Annotated in this window: 18 protein-coding genes; 9 read left to right on the top strand and 9 right to left on the bottom strand. The window is 71.9% G+C overall.

Features of this window, described 5'->3' with window-relative positions; genetic code table 11:
- Window positions 1–104 precede the first annotated feature (104 nt).
- The 5 genes from dapA (at window position 105) to miv_RS15035 (ending at window position 4606) form a co-directional block, all read left to right on the top strand.
- Window positions 105–1007 (top strand): 4-hydroxy-tetrahydrodipicolinate synthase, encoded by a 903-nt coding sequence (gene dapA / locus miv_RS15055; protein WP_048428441.1) that lies wholly within the window; start codon window positions 105–107, stop codon window positions 1005–1007.
- Between the two features lie 70 nt (window positions 1008–1077).
- The gene (gene smpB, locus miv_RS15050) at window positions 1078–1551 is read left to right on the top strand and encodes an SsrA-binding protein SmpB (RefSeq protein ID WP_048428442.1); all 474 of its coding nucleotides are present in this window, start codon (window positions 1078–1080) and stop codon (window positions 1549–1551) included.
- 92 nt (window positions 1552–1643) lie between these two features.
- Window positions 1644–1826, top strand: coding sequence for a hypothetical protein (locus miv_RS15045; protein WP_048428443.1), 183 nt, complete (start codon window positions 1644–1646; stop codon window positions 1824–1826).
- Window positions 1827–1922: 96 nt separating this feature from the next.
- On the top strand, window positions 1923–3710 hold the full coding sequence (locus miv_RS15040) for an ABC transporter ATP-binding protein (RefSeq protein WP_207183313.1): 1788 nt from the start codon (window positions 1923–1925) through the stop codon (window positions 3708–3710).
- A complete protein-coding gene (locus miv_RS15035; RefSeq protein ID WP_244749014.1) occupies window positions 3707–4606 on the top strand; it encodes a DMT family transporter in 900 nt (299 codons plus the stop codon). The genes miv_RS15040 and miv_RS15035 overlap by 4 nt, the downstream gene beginning before the upstream one ends.
- Window positions 4607–4609: 3 nt before the next feature.
- Here the strand turns inward: miv_RS15035 and miv_RS15030 are convergent, their stop codons facing one another.
- The gene (locus miv_RS15030) at window positions 4610–5335 is read right to left on the bottom strand and encodes a fused DSP-PTPase phosphatase/NAD kinase-like protein (protein WP_048428445.1); all 726 of its coding nucleotides are present in this window, start codon (window positions 5333–5335) and stop codon (window positions 4610–4612) included.
- 196 nt (window positions 5336–5531) lie between these two features.
- On the opposite strand from miv_RS15030, the gene miv_RS15025 reads away from it, so the two are divergent.
- Window positions 5532–6038: a GNAT family N-acetyltransferase gene (locus tag miv_RS15025; protein ID WP_048428446.1), complete on the top strand. Its 507-nt coding sequence runs from the start codon at window positions 5532–5534 to the stop codon at window positions 6036–6038.
- Between the two features lie 242 nt (window positions 6039–6280).
- Entirely contained in the window at window positions 6281–6814 is a 534-nt protein-coding gene (gene ppa, locus miv_RS15020) for an inorganic diphosphatase (RefSeq protein WP_048428447.1), read from the top strand.
- A 374-nt stretch (window positions 6815–7188) separates the two neighbouring features.
- Here the strand turns inward: ppa and miv_RS15015 are convergent, their stop codons facing one another.
- Window positions 7189–7386 (bottom strand): hypothetical protein, encoded by a 198-nt coding sequence (locus tag miv_RS15015; RefSeq protein ID WP_048428448.1) that lies wholly within the window; start codon window positions 7384–7386, stop codon window positions 7189–7191.
- Window positions 7387–7579: 193 nt separating this feature from the next.
- Between miv_RS15015 and miv_RS15010 the strand changes: the two genes are divergently transcribed.
- Window positions 7580–8050 carry a hypothetical protein gene (locus miv_RS15010; RefSeq protein ID WP_048428449.1) on the top strand — a complete coding sequence of 157 codons (471 nt, stop codon included), beginning with the start codon at window positions 7580–7582 and terminating at the stop codon, window positions 8048–8050.
- Window positions 8051–8074: 24 nt separating this feature from the next.
- Here the strand turns inward: miv_RS15010 and miv_RS15005 are convergent, their stop codons facing one another.
- Window positions 8075–8353, bottom strand: a complete 279-nt coding sequence (locus miv_RS15005; protein WP_244749013.1) for a hypothetical protein — start codon at window positions 8351–8353, stop codon at window positions 8075–8077.
- Window positions 8354–8407: 54 nt separating this feature from the next.
- Window positions 8408–9181, bottom strand: a complete 774-nt coding sequence (locus miv_RS33735; RefSeq protein ID WP_058617152.1) for a cold-shock protein — start codon at window positions 9179–9181, stop codon at window positions 8408–8410.
- Window positions 9182–9627: 446 nt separating this feature from the next.
- On the opposite strand from miv_RS33735, the gene miv_RS14995 reads away from it, so the two are divergent.
- Entirely contained in the window at window positions 9628–11061 is a 1434-nt protein-coding gene (locus tag miv_RS14995) for a protein adenylyltransferase SelO (protein ID WP_207183312.1), read from the top strand.
- Here miv_RS14995 and miv_RS14990 read toward each other — a convergent pair.
- The 5 genes from miv_RS14990 to miv_RS14970 all read right to left on the bottom strand — a co-directional run bounded on the left by miv_RS14990 (window position 11034) and on the right by miv_RS14970 (window position 16405).
- Entirely contained in the window at window positions 11034–12716 is a 1683-nt protein-coding gene (locus miv_RS14990; protein ID WP_082171906.1) for an ABC transporter substrate-binding protein, read from the bottom strand. The genes miv_RS14995 and miv_RS14990 overlap by 28 nt on opposite strands.
- 170 nt (window positions 12717–12886) lie before the next feature.
- Entirely contained in the window at window positions 12887–15304 is a 2418-nt protein-coding gene (locus miv_RS14985) for a sensor histidine kinase (RefSeq protein WP_207183311.1), read from the bottom strand.
- Between the two features lie 35 nt (window positions 15305–15339).
- Window positions 15340–15588 (bottom strand): hypothetical protein, encoded by a 249-nt coding sequence (locus miv_RS14980; RefSeq protein ID WP_207183310.1) that lies wholly within the window; start codon window positions 15586–15588, stop codon window positions 15340–15342.
- Between the two features lie 58 nt (window positions 15589–15646).
- Window positions 15647–15937, bottom strand: coding sequence for a hypothetical protein (locus miv_RS14975; RefSeq protein WP_048461255.1), 291 nt, complete (start codon window positions 15935–15937; stop codon window positions 15647–15649).
- A gap of 258 nt (window positions 15938–16195) precedes the next feature.
- A complete protein-coding gene (locus miv_RS14970; protein ID WP_207183309.1) occupies window positions 16196–16405 on the bottom strand; it encodes a hypothetical protein in 210 nt (69 codons plus the stop codon).
- Between the last annotated feature and the right edge of the window lie 1093 nt (window positions 16406–17498).

Here is a 17498-nt window from a genome sequence, read left to right as displayed (position 1 = left end):
CCCGCAGCCTCCCGCACCGGACCCGGCCGCGGTCCGCCTGCGGGCCGGCCTCCCAACCAGAGACATCCCGGGGGCGCCGCCCCGACCGGGCGAGGAACGCCAGCATGACGTCGACGCCAATCTCGCAGCGCCTGAGGGGCTCGCTCACCGCCCTGGTGACGCCGTTCCGCGACGGCGCCTTCGACGAACACGCCTTCCGGGCCTTCGTGGCCTGGCAGATCGAGAACGGGACCCACGGCCTGGTGCCGGTCGGCACCACCGGCGAGAGCCCGACGCTCAGCCACGCCGAGCACGACCGGGTGGTCGAGGCCTGCATCGACGAGGCCGCCGGCAAGGTGCCGGTGGTGGCCGGCGCCGGCTCCAACTCCACGGCGGAAGCGGTCGAGCGCTCGGTTCATGCCGAGAAGGCCGGGGCGGACGCCCTGCTCATCGTCACGCCCTACTACAACAAGCCGACGCAGGAAGGGCTGTACCAGCACTTCAAGGCGGTGAACGATGCGGTCGGCATTCCCATCCTGATCTACAACATCCCCGGCCGGTCGGTGATCGACATGACCGTCGACACCATGGCCCGGCTCTACGAGCTGCCGAACATCGTCGGGGTGAAGGACGCCACCGCCAACGTCGCCCGGGCGAGCCTGCAACGCCAAGCCATGGGCGAAGACTTCATCCAACTTTCTGGCGAAGATGCGACGGCGCTCGGCTTCATGGCGCATGGCGGCCACGGCGCGATCTCGGTCACCTCGAACGTCGCGCCGCGCCTCTGCGCCGACTTCCAGGAAGCCTGCCTCGCCGGGGATTTTCGCACCGCGCTCGCCCTCCAAGACCGGCTGATGCCGCTCCACACCCATCTCTTCGCCGAGACCAACCCGTCGCCGACGAAGTACGCGCTCGCCCGCCTCGGCCTGATGGGCGACGAGGTGCGCCTGCCGATGGTGCCGGTGGGGGAGGGCACCCGCGCCCTCGTCGACGGCGCGTTGCGCCATGCCGGCCTCACGAACGGCTGAGTCACGCCCTATCTGAAGGCGGGGGCCCCCGGGCTCCCGCCGCGCCCCTTCAGGACCTCCGACCCGCCCGATGGCCAAGAAACCCGAGCCGAAGAACCGCGTCGTCGCCGACAACCGGAAGGCCCGCTTCAACTACGAGATCACCGACACGGTCGAGGCGGGCATCGCGCTCACGGGCACCGAGGTGAAGTCCCTGCGCGGCGGCAAGGCGACGATCGGCGAGGCCTTCGCCGGCCCCTCCGGCAACGACCTCCTGCTGTTCAACGCCTACATCCCCGAATATCTCGAGGCGAACCGCTTCAACCACGACACCAAGCGGCCCCGCCGCCTGCTGCTGCACCGGCGCCAGATCGACAAGTTCATCGGCGCGACCCAGCGCGAGGGCTACACGGTGGTGCCGCTGAAGATCTACTTCAACGAGCGCGGCCGGGCGAAGGTCGAGCTGGGGCTCGGGCGCGGCAAGAAGCTCCACGACAAGCGCGAGACGGCGAAGGAGCGCGACTGGCAGCGCGACAAGGCGCGGCTGATGCGCGACAAGGGCTGAGCCCGGCCCGGCGCGCCGGTACGACACGCCGCACTGTCGCCGCCGCCCCGGCCTCCTAGCTCCTGCGCCTTCAGACCATCGCGGAGGCGCCGATGTTCGTCGAGGGAGGATGGCGGCCGTCCTGGGAGCCGCCGCCGCGCCCGCCGCAGCCCCGGCTCACCGGGCGCCAGGAGCGGGTGCTGGTCTGGATCGTCGTCGTCAACATCCTGCTGTGGTTCATGGCGCCGATCGGCGGCGCGACCCTGATCCACGCCGCCCTCGCGATGATGCGGTAGGCCGCCCGCAACCCGGCCCCGCGCGGCCCCGAATTGCCGCCCGCCCGACCCGCGTGCTAGCGCCACCGTCCCACCCCACGGACGTAAGCGAGCATCATGGCGCGGCGCCCCCTCTTCTCCGGCGACATGCTGCCGCTCCTCACCCGGCTGTGGCGCGACTGGCTGCGGCCGCATGCCGGCACGCTCAGCCTCGTGCTGGTGCTGATCGCGGTGATCGGTGCCGCCACCGGCTTCTACCCGACGCTGATCAAGGCCGCCTTCGACGCCTTCGACGCCAAGGATGCCGGGGCGCTCGCCTACGGTCCCGTCTTGGTGATCGCCGTCACGGCCGTGCGCGGCTTCGCGCTGCTCGGCCAGACGGTCCTGACCAACCGGGTCGTCACCCGGGTCGAGGCCGACATGCAGGCGGCGCTCTACGGCCACATGATCGATCAGGACCTGGCCCAGCTCGGCCGCGAGAGCCCGGCGAGCCTGACCCAGCGCTTCACCACCGACTTCGCCTTCATCAAGGAGGCGCTGACACGGATCTCCACCGTGCTCCTGCGCGACGTGGCGATGCTGATCGCACTCGTCTGCGCGATGGTCTGGATGGATCCCTGGCTGACCATCATTGCCGGCATCGTCGTGCCGTTCGTCGCCGGGCCGATCGCCCGGATCGGTAAGAAGCTGCGCCGGGTCTCGACCTCGACCCAGGAGCAGGTCGGCCTCACCGCGAGCCTGATCAGCGAGAGCCTGGCCGGCGTTCGCGTCGCCAAGACCTACGGCCTGGAGGGCTATCTCAAGGGCCGCACCCGCGACGCCCTCGACGAGGTGCGCCGCCTCAAGATGAAGGCGGCCAATGCCCGCGGCCGGCTCGATCCGCTGCTGGAAGTGGGCGGCGGTCTCGCGGTGGCGGGCGTGCTGGCCTTCATCGGCCACCGCATCCTGTCGGGCGAGAAGAGCGTCGGCGACTTCACCGGCTACGTCGCGGCGCTGCTGCTGGCCGCCCAGCCGGCCCGGGCGCTCGGCAACCTCAACGCCATCCTGCAGGAGGCGCTGGCTGCCCTGTCGCGCACCTTCGCGCTGATGGACGAGGCGCCGACGATCCGGGAGAAGCCGGGGGCTCCGGCGCTCGCGATCACCGGCGGAGAGGTTCGCTTCGAGGCCGTGCGGTTCCGTTACCGCGACGACGCCCCGGCGCTGGAGGGCATCGACCTCACGGTCCCGGCCGGGCGGACCACGGCGCTGGTCGGCCGTTCGGGGTCGGGCAAGTCGACGCTCCTGTCCCTGGTGCCGCGGCTCTACGACGTCACCGAGGGCCGGGTCGTCATCGACGGCCAGGACGTGCGCGACGTGACGCTGGACTCGCTGCGCCGGGCCGTCGCGGTGGTGTCGCAGGAGGTTGTCTTGTTCGACGACACCATCGCGCAGAACATCGCCTTCGGCCGGGAGGGCGCGAGCCGGGCCGAGATCGAGGCGGCCGCGCGCAACGCCGCCGCGCACGACTTCGTCACCGCGCGGGCGGAAGGCTACGACTTCCGGGTCGGACCGGCCGGCAACCGGCTCTCGGGCGGCGAGCGCCAGCGCATCGCGCTCGCCCGCGCCTTCCTGCGCGACGCCCCGATCCTGCTTCTCGACGAGGCGACCTCGGCGCTCGACGCCGAATCGGAGCAGCTCGTCCAGGCGGCGCTGACCCGGCTGATGCGGGGCCGCACCACGCTCGTCATCGCCCACCGCCTCTCGACGGTGCGCGACGCCGACCTGATCGTCGCGATGGAGGGCGGCCGGGTCGCCGAGACGGGCAACCACGCCGCCCTGATCGCCCGGGGCGGCACCTACGCACGCCTGCACCGGCTCCAGCTCTCCGATGACCGGGAGCCCGCCGCGGCGGCGCAGGCATCGTGAGGCCCGAACCGCAGGCCCGGCCCGAGGCGCCGTCCGGGCGGCGCCTCGCCGAGGGCGTCGCCTTCGCGCTGCTAGCCGTCAGCCTGTGGGGCGGCTGGTTCGTCATCACCCGCCGGACGGTGGGGGCGGGGGGCGTGCTCGGGCCCGCCGACCTCGTGGCGCTCCGCTTCGGCATCGGCGGGCTGCTGCTGCTGCCGGTGCTGCTCCTGCGCCTGCGCGGCCTCGACCGGCGGGCGTACCTCGACGGCGCGGTCCTGTACGTGGCGCAGGGCGCGCCCTTCGCGCTCCTGATCTCGATCGCGCTCCGCTACGCGCCGGCCGGCCACGGCGCGGCGCTCACCCCCGGCACGATGCCGCTCTTCGCCGCGCTCCTCGGCGCCCTGGTGCTCGGCGACCGGCCGGGGCGCCTGGCGCTCGCCGGCCTCGGGCTGATCGCCGCCGGCGCGCTCACCCTGGCGGGGGGCTTTCGCGATACGGACGAACTCTTCGGCTACGGCCTGCTCCTCACCGCCGCCTTCCTGTGGGCCGCCGGCACGGTGCGGATGCGCCGCTCGCATCTCACGGCCCTGGAGGCGACCGCGCTCATCTGCGTCGGCTCCCTCGTCACCTACCTCCCGGTCTATCTCGCCTCGGGCCTGTCGCGCCTCCTGGAGGCGCCGCCCGCCGAGGTCGCGATCCAGGCCCTCTACCAGGGGGTGCTGGTGAGCGTGGTGGCGCTCGTCGCGTTCAACCGCTCGCTCGGGCTGATCGGCCGGCGCACCCCGGCCTTCACGGCACTCGTGCCGGTGATCGCGACCATCCTGGCGATTCCGGTTCTCGGCGAGGTGCCCGACCCGCTCCATGTCGGCGCCATCCTGGCGATCGGCGCAGGCGTGCTGCTGACGACGCGGGGGTGACCCTCACTCCCGTCGCAGCAGCCGGTCTACCAACAGGTCCGACCACACGCCCGCGCGGAAGTCGCGCTTGAGCGCCTCGGGATCGTAATGGTGCTCGACCCAGTCGAGGAAGCTCAGGCCCTTCGGCTCGCCCTCGGTCAGGTAGCGCTCGAAGAACGCGTCGAGGATGCCGGTCTTGGCAAAGCGGAAATGGCCGAACTTCGCCGAGAGCTGGCGGGCCGCCTCGCGAACCGGCCGGCCCTCGTGCAGGATCAGGTAGAGGGCGGCGGCGAGGCCGGCCCTGTCGGCGCCGGACTTGCAGTGCAGCACCGCCGGATAGGCGAGGCCGGCGAAGAAGTCCTTGGCGGCGAGCAGCGTCGCCTTGTCGGGTGCCTCGCGCGAGCGCATCACGAACTCGACGAGGGCGAGGCCCTCGCGCTCGCAGGCCTCGCGCTGGAGCTGCCAGGAGCCGTGCTCGCGCCCGCCGCGCAGCGAGATGATCGTGCGCACGCCCTGGCGCCGGAACCAGGCGAGGTCGTGCGGGCCCGGCTGGGCCGAGCGCCAGACCATCCCGCGGCCGATCCGGTGGCGGTTGAGATAGGCCAGGCGGAAGACGCCGTGATCGACGAGCAGCATGTTGGCCCAGGCGCGCAGGCGCCCGCCCGGTCCGGCGATCGGCTGCTCCCAGCGGGCGATGCGGGCCATGCGGCGGGCGTAGCGGGTCTCGGGCGGGAGGAAGCGGTTGAGCACGAAGGGGAGGGCGCCTGGCTGGAACGGAAGAACGCGCTTCGCGCGGGCAAGCAGGAGGCCGCTCTACCAGCCGCGTGACCCGGCCGCAACGACCGGTCGTTCGATGAGCCGGCGTACAAGCCTGGCATTGCGCTTGCGACGGCTCCCCCGCATCGTGGGAACGCGATCCGTCGGCTAAGAATCGAGGGGGAAGGCCGTGAGCACTCAGGTCATCAGCATTCGCAGGGCCCGTGAGCAGGATGCCGGGATGCTGTCGGAGATCTTCGACGCGGCCTGGCGCGAGGCCTACCAGGGCATCATTCCCGGCGTCGCCCTCGACCGGATGCTCGCCCGGCGCGGCCCGCGCTGGTGGCGCTCCACCATCGGGCGCAGCCGCCCGCTCGTGGTCCTCGAGATCGGCGAGAGCGTCATCGGCTACGTCTCCTACGGGCGCTGCCGCGACCGGGCCCTCAAGGCCGAGGGCGAGATCGACGAGATCTATCTCTCGCCGAACTACCAGGGCCTCGGCTTCGGCACGCGGCTGTTCCGGGCGGTGCGCAACGATCTCGCCGACCGGGAGGTGCGCCGGATCGCGGTCTGGTCGCTCACCGAGAACCACCGGGCGCGGGACTTCTACGAGCGGATGGGCGGGCGCGTCGTCGCCGAGGCCTGCGACCGGGTCGCGGGCGCCGACCTGCCCAAGGTCGCCTACCTGTTCGGCTGACGGCGGGGGCGGATACCCCGCCCTGCCTCTCGTTTGGTCGCCGCCGGCCGTCATCTGCACACCGCGTGCTCAGCCGCAACAAACGGCCCGTTCAGGCCGGTTTTCGCGGCAAGCGTGGCCGGACGGGACCTTGTCCTCGACTGTCACAGCCGCCGTTGCGTCCCGGCGCTTGTGCGGGCGCCCGCGGCCCTCTAAGGACCGCGCCATTCAGGGGCGCATCCGCCCTTGCTGGGAGTCTGCTCATGCGCCTCGATGCCATCTCCATCGGCAAGAACCCGCCCGAAGACGTCAACGTCGTCATCGAGGTTCCAGTCGGCGGCGAGCCGATCAAGTACGAGATGGACAAGGATGCCGGGACGCTGATCGTCGACCGGTTCCTCTACACCGCGATGCATTACCCGGGGAACTACGGCTTCATTCCCCACACCCTGTCGGGCGACGGCGACCCGTGCGACGTCCTCGTCGCCAACACCCGGGCGATCGTCCCGGGCGCGGTGATGAGCGTGCGCCCGGTCGGCGTGCTGGTGATGGAGGACAATGCCGGCGAGGACGAGAAGATCATCGCCGTTCCGTCGCGCAACCTGACCAAGCGCTACGACCGGGTCGAGAACTACACCGACCTGCCCGACATCACGATCCACCAGATCCAGCACTTCTTCGAGCACTACAAGGATCTGGAGCCCGGCAAGTGGGTGAAGATCGTCCGCTGGGGCGACAAGGCCGAGGCGCAGCGCCTGATCCTCGAGGGCATCGAGCGCGCCAAGAAGGCGAAGTGAGGCAGGCCAATCAAGCCTGGATCAAGCAAGCCTTGGTCCAGTAAGACCGGCCGAGCAGGGCCGGCGGCGGGTGCCCGGTGCACCCGCCGATACGCCCTGCTCCGACATGTCCTCCACGGGAGGCCGTCAAGAAAGACCAGTCAGGCGCGGGAGACCTCTCCGATCCGCGAGGGAGATCCCGCGCCTGACCGGTTTGGAGCGCGGGCCGTGCGGACGTGTCTCCACGGGGTTCGACGGCGCGCCGGATGCCGCTATCGGGCGGGGCCGCTCCTGGCCTGTCGCAAGCCGCTCGAAACGATCGTCCGGCCCGTCGCGGACGGGAAGGGGGCGCCACGCCGCACAGCCGGCGCCCGGGCTCTCCGCAGAAGCGGTTCTCAGACCGCCCGTGCTTCCGCGGCCCGCGGCTTCTTCACCGCATCGTTGTAGGGCGCGTTGTAGGCCCGGCGCACCGAGGCCCAGTAGGCCTCGCGCTCGTGGGCCGGCAGGCGGCCGAGCGCGGCATTGAGCGCGGCCTCGCCGGCGGCTTCCAGCCCGCGCAGCTGGTCCGGGGTGACGTCGTGAACGGTGGTCATCGTGAGGGGTCCCGAGCCCGGTTGGGTTCGGCCGCCACCATGCCACAAGCACGGCCGTTCCGCACGCTTCCGCTTGCCGCGCGGCCGCGTCGCCCTACAGCATTTTTTCGGCGGACGATCCCGATTCGTGACGGCTCGCGCGGGGTGGCGTCGTCGCGGTGGCCGTCCCCGCCGTTCAGCGACCGGGGGCGCCATGAGCCGGCACTACCGCATCTTCGCCGACTATCATCAAATCTATCTGTGGGATCACGGGGTGCGCCCGGACGCGCCGACGGACTACACGGACGCCGATACGGTGCGCCGGATCAAGGCGGCGCCCTTCGTGGTCGTCATCCAGCCCGAGCGGAACACGGAGGTCCCCGTCGCGATCGAGGTGGTGCGGACGGCGCCGCCCCTCGACCTGGACCGGTGGGACCACGTCGCCGAAGCGAGCCTCGCCCTTCCCTCCGGCCGGCTCGAGATCCACGAATGCACGGGCGGGTCGGTCGACATCCTCTCCGTTCCGCCCGGAACCTACCGGGTGCGGACCGCCCATGGCGGCCTCGCCACGATCGACCCGGACGGGCTCGACGGCCGGGACCATTACCGGATCGTCCTGTGGCCGGCGCCTGTCGCGGAGATCGCGATCCTGAAGCAATACACCGGTCCGCGCGACGCGCCCTGACCGCCCCGCGCCCGGCGTCGAGCCTCAGCGCGTGCCGCCCTTGGAGCCGGACAGGAACGGGTTGCGATCCGCGGCCCGGGCGGCGCTCGGCGGCAGGCCCTCGGCCTCCCGCGGCCGATCCCAGGCGGGGAGGGGTGCGCCGGGCGGCGCGACGCCGGCATCCCGCTCCCTGCTCCAGCCGTAGCCGGCGTTGATCCCGGCATAGAAGCCGGTGAAGTCCTCGGCCGCCGCCGGCGTGGCGAGGATGCCCGCCAGGGCGAGCCCAGCCAGGACGGCACGCAAACGGAAAGGAGCGGCGGCCAAGGGCCACCGCTCCGTCCGTATCAGTCGATCATCCGTGCTGAGTTGCACCGAGGATCAGTCGACGCTGATGCTCTGAGCCTCGCGGCCCTTCATGCCTTCGACCACGCCCATGGTGACGGGCTGGCCCTCAGCGAGGGACTCGAGGCCGGCGCGGGCGAGCGCCGAGCGGTGGATGAAGACATCCTTGCCGCCGTCGTTCACCGACACGAAGCCGAAGCCCTTGGCCGGATCGTACCACTTCACGGTGCCGGTCATCTCGGTCGAGGGACCGGAGGCGAAGCGGCCACCGCCGCCGGCGCCACGCTCGGGACGGTCGCCGAAGCCACCACCGAAGCCGCCGCTGCGCGGGGGACGGGGATCGCGACGGACCGGAGCCTCGGCCGTGCTGGTGTCGACGCTGGTGATGTTGGTCACCTGCGGGCCCTTCTGGCCCTGCGCGGTCTGGACGCTCAGGCGGGTGCCCGGCATCAGATCGGCGTGACCAGCCGCCTCGACGGCGCGAATGTGGAGGAAGGCGTCGCCCGAGCCGTCGCCGAGCTCGACGAAGCCAAAGCCCTTCTCCTTGTTGAACCACTTGACCGTCGCGTCACGCTCCGGCCCGGACGGGGCAGCGCTGCGCGGGCCGCCGCGGTCGAAGCCACCGCCGCCGCCGCCGAAGCCGCCGCCGCCGTAACCGCCACCACCGCCGCCGTAGCCACCGCCACCGCCGCCACCATAGCCACCGCCGTAGCTGCTGCCCTGCGGGGCCTGATCAGGCCACCGCGGCTCGCCACCACCCTCGTCGAAGCCGCGACGGCGCGGCTCCCTGAAATCACGACCACGTCCCATTAGAAGCTCGCCAAAACGTAAAAACCGCCGACCACCCTTGTACCCCGGTGCGCTCTGTGCCTGACAGCGGACGCCTCGAGATCGTTCCATTCCCGGTTGCGGTGACCAAGATGACCGCCACACTCCTGACGCAACTCAGACCGTCCCGCAAGGCGGATCTGCCACGTGTGACGATGACGAGGGTTACTTTCTCACGTCGCGAAGCGGATTGACAGCCCGATTCGGCACCTTTTCCCCGTGTCCTTCCCGCACCAGTGTGGCACCCGTGCAAGCCTCGTGGCACGAAGGCCGAACGCTGCCCCAGGGGCACCCGAAGCTCCTGATTCGGAGCGTTTTCCGACGGCCGGGACCCCTGGTGACGAACGGCGCGTTGCGCCACCGACCCGCTCCGGCCGACCTCCCCACCGGGGCCGGCCCGGCTCCATTTAACCTTCGTCGAGGTTCCGATGCCGGCCACCCCGTACCGCCCGTCGCGCCGCCACGCCGATCTCGGGCCCGATTTCTACGACGTGGTGGCGGCGGCCCGCTTCCCGGCCCACATCCTGCGCCACCGCAACCGGCCCTGGGCCGCGCGGGTCGGCCTCGATTCTCTGACCGACGAGGAGTGGATCGCGCATTTCGGCCGCTTCGTGCCGCTCCCCGGCAGCTTTCCCGAGCCGCTGGCCCTGCGCTACCACGGCCACCAGTTCCGCAGCTACAACCCGGAGATCGGCGACGGCCGCGGCTTCCTGTTCGCGCAACTCCACGATCTCGCCGACGGGCGCCTGCTCGATCTCGGCACCAAGGGCAGCGGGCGCACGCCCTGGTCGCGCACCGCCGACGGCCGCCTGACCCTCAAGGGCGGGGTGCGCGAGGTGCTCGCCACCACGATGCTGGAGGCGCTCGGCGTCGAGACCTCGAAGTCATTCAGCCTGGTCGAGACCGGGGAAGCGCTGGTGCGCGGCGACGAGCCGTCGCCGACGCGCTCGGCGGTGCTGGTGCGCCTCAGCCACTCGCATATCCGCGTCGGCACCTTCCAGCGCTTCCGCGCCTACGACGACACGGCCAACCTCCTGCGCCTCCTCGACCATACGATCGCGACCTACCGGCCGGAGGCCTGGCGCGACGACCCGGCCGACCGGGCCGCAACCTTCCTCGCCGATGTCTGCCGGCGCGTCGCCCGGATGGGCGCGCAGTGGATGGCCGCCGGCTTCGTGCACGGGGTGCTCAACACCGACAACATCAACGTGACGGGCGAAAGCTTCGATTACGGCCCGTGGCGCTTCGCCCCGGTCAACGATCCGGGCTTCACCGCGGCCTATTTCGACGAGTACGGCCTCTACGCCTTCGGCCGCCAGCCGGAGGCCCTGGGCTGGAACCTCGCCAGGCTCGCCGAGTGCCTGCTGCCGCTCTCCGACGAGGCCAGGCTCGGGGCGGCCATGGACGTCTACGGTCCGGCGCTCCAGGACGCCTTCGCCGACGCGATCCTGCGCCGGCTCGGCCTCGCACGGCCGGACGACGAAGCGGCGATGCACGCCCTCGTCGGTGCGTTCTGGGCCTTTTTGCAGACGAGCCGGGCGCCGTTCGAGCAGGTCTTCTTCGACTGGTACGGGGGCCTGGCGAGCCGGGACCGCGCCGCCCGCAGCCCGGCCGCCGCGCATTACGCCGGCGAGGGGTTTGCCCGGGTGCGCCAGGCGCTCGCCGCCCTCTCGCCCGATCCCGCCATCCGGCTCGACCACCCGTATTTCGCGCGAGCGACGCCCTGCACGATGCTGATCGACGAGGTCGAGGCCCTGTGGGCGCCGATCGCCGAGGGCGACGACTGGTCGGCCTACCACGCCAAGCTCGCGGCGATCGACACGATGGCGGAGGCCTACGGCACCCGGCCGGCGGCGCCCTGAGGGGGGCTCCCCGGGCCCGGGCCGGCCTCGGGGCCGCGCAGGCCGACACCGCGGAACAGGTGCCGGCCGAGGGGATCCATGCGGTAGCCGGTGACCTCCCGGCGCGCCGCCACGAACACCGCCGAATGGGCGATCGGCACCCAGGGCACCTCGCGCCGGACGATGCCTTGCGCCTCCCGGTAGAGCGCCGCCCGGGCCTCCTGGTCCGGCAGGCGCCGGGCCCGGGTCACCAGGGCGTCGAAGGCGGGATCGCACCAGCGCGCGACGTTGCTGCCGCCGGGCCGGGCCGGCGCGCAGGCGAGGAGGACGCCGAGAAAGTTGTCGGGATCGCCGTTGTCGGCGGTCCAGCCGAACAGGGCCATCGCCGGCACGCCGGCCAGCATCTTGGCCCGGTAGGCGGCCCAGTCGTCGGTCAGGAGCCGCAACCTGATGCCGATCCGGGCGAGGTCGGCCTGGATCATGTCGGCGACGCGCCGGCCGTTCGGGTTGTAGGCCCGGCTCACCGGCGGGTACCACAGCTCGGCCTCGAAGCCGGAGGGGAAGCCGGCTTCGGCGAGAAGCCGCTGCGCCGCCGGCCGGTCGAGGGGCGGGTCGGCGAGGGCCGGGTCGTGCCCCCACAGGTTCGGCGGCAGGGGCGAGCGGGCGACCGTGCCGCCCGGCCCGTAGACGCCCGCGACGATCGCCGCCTTGTCGATCGCCATCGCGACGGCGCGGCGCACCCGCAGGTCGTCGAAGGGCGGGCGCGTGACGTTGAGGGCGAGGTAGCCGACGTTCAGCTCTTCCTCCCGCATCAGCGTCAGCGCCGGATCGGCCTGGATCGCGTCGAGGTCGGCGGGGTTGGGGAACGGCATCAGGTGGCACTCGCCGGCCCGGACCTTGGCGAGGCGCACCGCCGCGTTCGGGGTGATCGAGAAGACCAGGCTGTCGATCGGCGGGCGCCCGCCCCAGTGCTCCGGGAAGGCGCGGTAGCGCAACGCGACGTCGGGCTGGTACGCCGCGAAGCTGAACGGGCCGGTGCCGATCGGCTCGCGGTCGAAGCGCTCGGCCTCGCCGGCCGCCGCGAGCGTCGCGGCGTATTCCGCCGATTGCACGGCGCCGAGCGTCATGGCGATGTTCGGCAGGAAGGTTGCGTCGGCCTCGCGCAGGCGCACCCGCACCGTACGGGCATCCACGGCCTCGACGGCCTCGATCAGGTCGGGCAGGCCGAGATCGCGGAAATAGGCGTAATGCCCGCCCGAGACGCCGTGGAACGGGTGATCTTCCCGCCACTGCCGGGAGATCGAGAACACCACGTCCTCGGCGGCGAGCGGCCGGCTCGGACGGAACCGGGCATTGCGGTGGAAGGGGACGCCGGAACGCAGGGTGAAGGTGTAGCTGCGCCCGTCCGGCGAGACCGTCCAGGATTCGGCGAGGCTCGGCCGGATCGTGGTGGTGCCGGGCTCGAACGCCACCAGCGTGTCGAAGACCGGCCAGGCCGCATCCATCCCGGTCGTCGTGGTCACGAGTTGCGGGTTGAGCGATTCCGGGTTGCCCTCGGAGCAGAACACCAGCGTCCGGGCGGTGGCCGGCGGGCCGAGGAGCAGGAGGGCGGCGAGCCCCGCCGCCCGAGACAGCCTCGCTCCGCGCAGAACCCCACCGCTTCGTCGATTCGTCACGGGCGTCGATCCCTCGCAAGCGGCGGCGGCGCCGTGCGGCCGGTCCAGGTCGGCGAGTACACACCGAACGGCCAGACTTCGAAAGCGCCACGGCGCGGCGTCACTCTCCTGAATGACGTGCGACTCGCATCGGCCCTCGAGCGACGCTCGCCCGAACGCCGAAGGCCGCCCTACCGGATCATCGGAACGGCCTCCGCCGCCGGGGCGAGACGGGCCGGGAACTCGACCCGCACCACGGTGCCGCGCCCGGGCTCGCTCTCGACGGCGATGCGGCCCTGCAGCTGGCCGGTGACGAGGTTGAAGACGATGTGCAGGCCCAGCCCCGAGCTGCCGCGGTGCCGGGCGGTGGTGAAGAACGGGTCAAAGATCCGCTCCCGGTCCTCCGCCGCGATGCCCCGGCCGTCGTCGCGTACCTCCAGGCGCAGCCAAGGCTCGTCGCGGGACCCGTCGCGGGAGAGCGCCACCACGATGCGGCCCGGCTCCCCCCGGGGGAGGACGCCCTCAGTGAAGGCGTGCACCACCGCGTTCTTGACCAGGTTGGTGACGACCTGGGCGAGCGCGCCCGGATGGGTGTCGACCTCGATCTCCTCCCCGTCGAGATCGACCTCGAGATCGAGGCGGTGCCCGCCCCGGCGCAGGAGCGGGCCGAGGCTGCGCATCAGCTCGGCGAGCCAGGCGCGCAGGGGGAAGCGGCGCTGCTCGTCGCTCACCCGGTCGACGGCGACCTGCTTGAAGCTCTGGACGAGATCCGCCGCCCGGGTGAGGTTCGCGGTGAGCAGGTGCGAGCCCTCGCGCATCCGGTCGACGAAGCGGGTCAGGCGCGAGCGCGAGAGCTGGCCCGCCGCGGCGAGCGCGCCGAAATCCCGCGCCTCGTCCCCCATCAGGGTCGCGGTGGTGAGCGCGATGCCCAGCGGCGTGTTGATCTCGTGCGCCACCCCGGCGACGAGCTGGCCCAGGGAGGCGAGCTTCTCGGCCTGGATCAGGTCGGACTGGGTCTGGCGCAAGGCGGCGAGCGTCCGGTCCGCCTCTTCCTTGGCCCGGAGGAGGGCGCGCTCGCGCCGCCCGATCTCGTCGACGAACATCGCGGTCGCCCGGGCCATGTCGCCGAGTTCGTCGCGCCGGCGCTCGACCTCGCCCGCCAGGACCGCGCCCCCCAGCACCCGCCCGCCGGGATCGGCGGCGAGCGCCAGCATGCTGCGCTGGAGCTGACGCAGGGGCCCGGTGATCGAGGCCGCCGCCGCCAGGCCGACCGTCGAGCCGAGCACCAGGCCGACCCCGGCGCCGATCACCAGCACGCGCACCAGGAAGGTGCCGAGGCGGTCGGCATCGTCGATGAAGACCTGGTTGAGGCTGCGGGCGGTCTCGCCGATCACCGCGGCGAGGCCGTCCATCGCCGCGAGCCCCTCGTTCTGCCGGCGCAGGCCCTCGACCGTGGTGCCGAGGCGCTCGCGCCAGCCGTCGATGGCCTCGATCATCTCGCCCTGGATCAGCGGCGAGATCGGCAGGGCGGCGGCGGTCTCGGACAGGCGCCGCCCGTCCTCCAGCATCGCCGCCGCCGCCGGGATGTCGCGCCGGCGCAGGGCCTCGGCGGTGCGCTGGCCGAGCTTGAGAGTGGCGAGCGCGATGTTCTGCGTCGCCTGCTCGGTCTCGTTGGCGCGGACCGCGTAGGCGAGGAGCTGCGCCACCTCGTCGTGCAGCGAGCGCTGGGCCGAGCCGTCGATCTTGAGCACCCGCTCGCACCATTCGTCGAGGACGTTGACGGCCGAGGGCGGGGGAGACGCCGGGGGCGCGCGCTCGGGTGCCGCGCCACCGAGGACGGCGAGATGCGGCTCCTCGGTCTCGCGCCAGGCCTCGTAGGCGGCGGTGAGGATCAGGAGTTCCTCGGCCTCCATCCCGCGCCGGTCGTCCTTCAGGGCGACGGCGAGGTCGCGGGCGGCGTTGCGGACATGGACCATCGACAGACGGACCATCGAGGCACGCATGGCGGCCGGACGGGCATCGCCCGCGCGAAAGGCCTCGATCTCGGTCTGCGCCACCTGCGCCCGCAGGGCGTTGACGGCGCTCACGACGTCCCGGACCCGGCGCAGGGCGGCGGCCTTGTCGGTGAGGGAGGCGACGAGATCGGCATTGGCGGCGCGCTGCCGGTCCCGGGCCTGGTCGGCGAGGCTCACCAGGGCGTCGGCGCGGGCCGCCATGTCGGCGATCAACCCGTCATTCTCCCGGGTGATCCGCACCAGCGCCTGCATCTGGTCGATCGAATCCTTCAGGGCGGCTCGGGCGGCCTCGATGCGGGCCGCCTGACCGGGCGTGCGGGCGTAGCCGCGCAGGTCGTCGAGGGAGCCGGCGGATTCGGCGGTGAGGCGGGCGAAGCGCTCGGCATGGTCGGTGCGCTCGACCGGGCGGGCCGCCAGGAACTCGTCCCGGACGGTCATCGACAAGGTCAGGGTGCGGTAGATCGCGCCGGCCAGCACCGCCCCGTCGCGGGCCGTCCCGGCCTGGGCGAGAAGCAGCCAGCCCGCGAGCGCGATCAGGGCCGCGATGGTGATCGGCAGGCCGCCGACCAGGAAGATCTTGTGGCCGACGCGCATCCTGGCCCCGCTCCGCCGCGGGTGACGACTATGCATCAATTCTCGGGCATCGCCAGGATCGGCGCCGGCGCCGAACGAGTGCGCGCGACGGCCGGGCGCCCGGCCTCGCGAGGTCCGGGGGGAACCTGCCGGCTCGCCGGCGCGGCCCCGCCCTTGCGCCGGGTCTCCGGGCGGTCGCCGGCGTCGGATCCGGACGGCGCGCCGAGGAGCGCGCGCAGATCGGCGAGCCGCTCGGGATCGCCGGCGAGGAGGTCGCTCAGGCGCTCGGCGCTGAAATCCGGCATGACGGTCTCCCGCGGCAGGGGCTGACGGTGGTGCGCACAGGCGAGCCGGGCCGGCCCATCAACCGACCGAGACCCGGCCGGGCAGCCGGACCGGCGCGGCCGGGCGCCGCTCCTCGATCACCCGCACCGGCCGGCGCGCCGCCCCGTCGGCGGGGCCGTCGGATCGCAGGCAGGCGCCGGGCAGGTACGGCCAGGCGGCGCCGGCGCAGGCCGGATCGACCGCGGGCACGGTGGAGGCGGGCGCCGCCGCGGGGCCGCCCTCGGCCGGGCGCGGCATGGCCGTCTTCGTCGTCTCCACGATGCAGGCCGTCAGCATCGCGCTCACCAGGATCATCCGCGCCACAATCATCGTCGCCTCCACGCAGCCCTTTTGTCCCCGGGCTCTTGTGGCGGGCGGTATAGGCACGGCGCGTGTCGTGGGTTTTGCGTCGCGGGGCCGATTTCGGCGCGTCGGCGCCCGTCATGTTTCGTCCGCACCATCGGACGAAACATTCGCGGCCATGATTCCCGAAAATCCTCGTGAGAGACCCCGAAACGAAAATCCCCCGCTCGTTGTCGAGCGGGGGACGAAACCTTCAGCGAAACTGCGAAACCGCGCTGGGGCGGCTCACTCCGCGGCGGTCTGCTCGGCGGTGAAGTGGCCGCACCAGTCCTGGCCGGCGACGACGGGCCACAGGCCATGGCCCTGCGGGTCCGGCTGGCTCACCGGCGGGTTGAAGCGGCACAGGCCGGCATCGGCCGAGGCGGCGGCGCCGTTGAGCTTGTGGTCGTCGAAGTAGCGGCAGCTGCTGCAGGCCGCGCCCGGGGTGGTCGCCATGATGGTGTCTCCCGCTCGTGAGCCGCGTTCGGCTCCGTCAGTTGCTAATTAGAACAACTAAAAACTGATGGCAAGGGGGCGACGGCTGCCGCCCTCGGGATGGTGGAGGGATGCGCCCCGGGCGCATGCGCCGACGATCGGGTGGATGGACTGGAGCGAGGTCGCTCGCACACGCCGCGACGACGAGGTTGTCCCGCCCGCCCGGCCCCATCCCGCCCGGCCCCATCCCGCCCGGCCCCATCCCGCCCGGCCCATCCCGCCCGGTCCATGCCGAGCCGTCCGGGGAAAGGTCCGGGGGAAGTTTTTCGTGTCCCCTCAGGCCGGGAGCGGAGAAGCCCGTGCTCGTCTCGGCGCGACAGCTTCCCGGACGGCCCTGCGCCCCATCGGGAGACGAGGATCCGACGGAGACGTCGCCGGCTTCGGGCGCGGCGGGCGCTCGTAAAGACGGTTCGGGACGGCGGCCGGCGGTCGTCCGGTCGCCGAGATCGTCGAGGCGCCGCCCGCCGCCGAATCGCCGTCGCGCGCGAAGGTCATCGAACCGACGTCCCGGAAGAGGCGGGAGGCCGCGCCGGCACCGATCCCGGGGGCCACCCCTCCGTCACGAGGCGATCGGGCGCCCGAAAAATTCCATGCGCTAAAAATTTCGATCTCCGTCCCTCGAACCCGCCCATTTGGCCGCCGGTCGTCACCGCCCCTCAGCAAGACATTTGCGCTAACAAAATCATGTCGCAAAAATATACTTACAAATCTGATTTGTGATTTTTTGTTAGTGCTTGGTTATGATCAAAAAAAGTACCGGTTTTCGCTTGTTAGATCATGAAGCGACGCCTTCTACGCAAGACCAATCGATCGGTTGTCGCAACGCAAATGTGGTGATTCTGCCACATTCCGACACCAAGGGGACACTCGAGCGTTGTTAGACCTTGAGAAAGATTGATCAACTCGGCGGCATGAAAGATTGTTCCGACCGTACCGAGGAAGTCCGGTGCGGTTCGGCCATGTCTGTGCGGCGGCCGAATCTTCGGGGGCATAAGAGGGACATGGTCTCGAGGCCGAAAAGGTCTTCGGAACAGAGTCGTTCACCCCTTTCGGG

The organism is Methylobacterium indicum (assembly GCF_017347565.1).
GTDB lineage: Bacteria > Pseudomonadota > Alphaproteobacteria > Rhizobiales > Beijerinckiaceae > Methylobacterium > Methylobacterium indicum.
Note: the sequence above shows the minus strand (reverse complement) of the source record. Positions and strands in the feature narration are given on the sequence as shown.

Excerpts from the sequence above, each read along its gene's own strand:
- dapA (WP_048428441.1), top strand. The coding sequence starts at position 105 with ATGACGTCGACGCCAATCTCGCAGCGCCTGAGGGGCTCGCTCACCGCC.
- miv_RS15040 (WP_207183313.1), top strand. The coding sequence starts at position 1,923 with ATGGCGCGGCGCCCCCTCTTCTCCGGCGACATGCTGCCGCTCCTCACC.
- miv_RS15045 (WP_048428443.1), top strand. The coding sequence starts at position 1,644 with ATGTTCGTCGAGGGAGGATGGCGGCCGTCCTGGGAGCCGCCGCCGCGC.
- miv_RS15015 (WP_048428448.1), bottom strand. The coding sequence starts at position 7,386 with ATGACCACCGTTCACGACGTCACCCCGGACCAGCTGCGCGGGCTGGAA.
- ppa (WP_048428447.1), top strand. The coding sequence starts at position 6,281 with ATGCGCCTCGATGCCATCTCCATCGGCAAGAACCCGCCCGAAGACGTC.
- miv_RS14985 (WP_207183311.1), bottom strand. The coding sequence starts at position 15,304 with ATGCGCGTCGGCCACAAGATCTTCCTGGTCGGCGGCCTGCCGATCACC.
- miv_RS14995 (WP_207183312.1), top strand. The coding sequence starts at position 9,628 with ATGCCGGCCACCCCGTACCGCCCGTCGCGCCGCCACGCCGATCTCGGG.
- miv_RS14980 (WP_207183310.1), bottom strand. The coding sequence starts at position 15,588 with ATGCCGGATTTCAGCGCCGAGCGCCTGAGCGACCTCCTCGCCGGCGAT.
- miv_RS14970 (WP_207183309.1), bottom strand. The coding sequence starts at position 16,405 with ATGGCGACCACCCCGGGCGCGGCCTGCAGCAGCTGCCGCTACTTCGAC.
- smpB (WP_048428442.1), top strand. The coding sequence starts at position 1,078 with ATGGCCAAGAAACCCGAGCCGAAGAACCGCGTCGTCGCCGACAACCGG.
- miv_RS33735 (WP_058617152.1), bottom strand. The coding sequence starts at position 9,181 with ATGGGACGTGGTCGTGATTTCAGGGAGCCGCGCCGTCGCGGCTTCGAC.
- miv_RS15010 (WP_048428449.1), top strand. The coding sequence starts at position 7,580 with ATGAGCCGGCACTACCGCATCTTCGCCGACTATCATCAAATCTATCTG.
- miv_RS14975 (WP_048461255.1), bottom strand. The coding sequence starts at position 15,937 with ATGATTGTGGCGCGGATGATCCTGGTGAGCGCGATGCTGACGGCCTGC.